This is a genomic window from Methylorubrum podarium (assembly GCF_022179745.1).
GTDB lineage: Bacteria > Pseudomonadota > Alphaproteobacteria > Rhizobiales > Beijerinckiaceae > Methylobacterium > Methylobacterium podarium.
This window is the reverse complement of the sequence record NZ_BPRD01000653.1, coordinates 1-1499: the sequence shown is the minus strand read 5'-3', so window position 1 is coordinate 1499 and position 1499 is coordinate 1. Positions and strand designations below refer to the sequence as shown.

Genomic DNA, 1499 nt, shown 5'->3' with positions numbered 1-1499 from the left:
GCGATGGCGCGCAAGGTGATCGCGGCCTGCGGCGGGTCGGTGCGGGGCAAGCGGGTGGCTTTGCTCGGGCTGACGTTCAAGCCGAACACCGACGACATGCGCGACGCGCCCTCGCTGTCGATCATCGCCGGGCTTCAGGATGCCGGCGCCGAGATCGTGGCCTACGATCCGGAGGGGATGGAGCAGGCGCGTCCGCTGCTGCAGGGTGTGGCCTACGCCGAGGACGCCTATGCCTGCGCCGAGGGGGCGGACGCCCTGGTGATCGTGACGGAGTGGAACGCGTTCCGCGCGCTGGATCTGGCGCGGCTGAAGGCGCTGATGGCCGCCCCCGTCCTCGTCGACCTGCGCAACGTCTACGCGCCGGCGGAGGTCGTCCGCCACGGCTTCGCCTATGCCGGCATCGGGGTTGCATGAGGGCGACCGCTGATCCGCCACCGATCCGGGGGCATTTTCGAAGCCGTCTCATCTGATCAGCAGGACCGCTGCAACTTGCAAGCGCAGCAACCCGGCAGCTCACGCCGAAATCGATCTCAAGGGAAGAGCGAAAAAGATAACCTAAAATCCTCGGCAATATTCGCAAGTTCTTCGCCACGTTCGCGGCGAGACGATGGCAATTTGCGAACGCGACCCAACATTCCCGACTGATATTTGTTGGTCTCGGCATTTCGCCGCTTTTTGGCCATCAACGATTCACTGATGAATACGTGCCACACAATCTCCCAATCTCTCTGGATTAAGAGAGGGGTTGCAGCCAAGCGGGTTGGACGGTCCTGTCGGTCAGATTAAGAGTGCCTCTTAAAACCTCCGGTCGTCGGCCGCCCTCCTTAGGGGCGCCGCTGTGAAAGCCGAGGTTTCACGAGACATTCGCGGTGCGGGGGAAATGCCCGCGTCGGACGGACCCCCGGTCCCTGCCTCACGAGCGTAAACGGATCGACGTGACTCACCGCAAGAACATCGCGATCGTCGGCCGCGCCTGCCGCCTGCCCGGGGCTCAGAACGTCGAGGGGCTCTGGCAGCTTCTCACGGAAGCGCGCTGCGCCGTCTCGCGCATCCCCGAGGACCGCTGGTCGCTTCAGGCCTTCGGCCACCCGCGGGCGCAGGAGCGGGGCAAGAGCTACACCTGGGCCGCGGGCGTGCTCGACGACATCTGGTCGTTCGATCCGGGCGTGTTCGGCATCTCGCCGCGCGAGGCCGAGCAGATGGACCCGCAGCAGCGCATGCTGCTGGAACTGACCTGGGAGGCGTTCGAGGATGCGGGCCTGCGGCCCTCGTCGGTCGCGGGCAGCCATATCGGCGTGTTCGTCGGCGCCTCGGCGCTGGATTACGGCAACCTGCGCATCCTCGATCCGTCCTCGGGCGACGCCTACGCCGCCACCGGCAACACGCTCTCGATCATCTCGAACCGCATCTCCTACATCTACGACCTGAAGGGGCCGAGCTTCACCCTCGACACCGCCTGCTCGTCCTCGCTGGTCGCGCTCAACGCCGCGATCGCGGCG

The 1499-nt window shown here is 65.8% G+C and carries 2 protein-coding genes; both read left to right on the top strand.

Going from position 1 to position 1499, the window contains the following annotated elements; genetic code table 11:
- On the top strand, positions 1–414 hold a 414-nt coding region (locus tag MFF42_RS25320; RefSeq protein WP_283206926.1), incomplete at its 5' end, for a UDP binding domain-containing protein.
- A 521-nt stretch (positions 415–935) separates the two neighbouring features.
- The coding region (locus MFF42_RS25315; protein ID WP_238258735.1) for a beta-ketoacyl synthase N-terminal-like domain-containing protein at positions 936–1499 on the top strand (564 nt) is incomplete at its 3' end.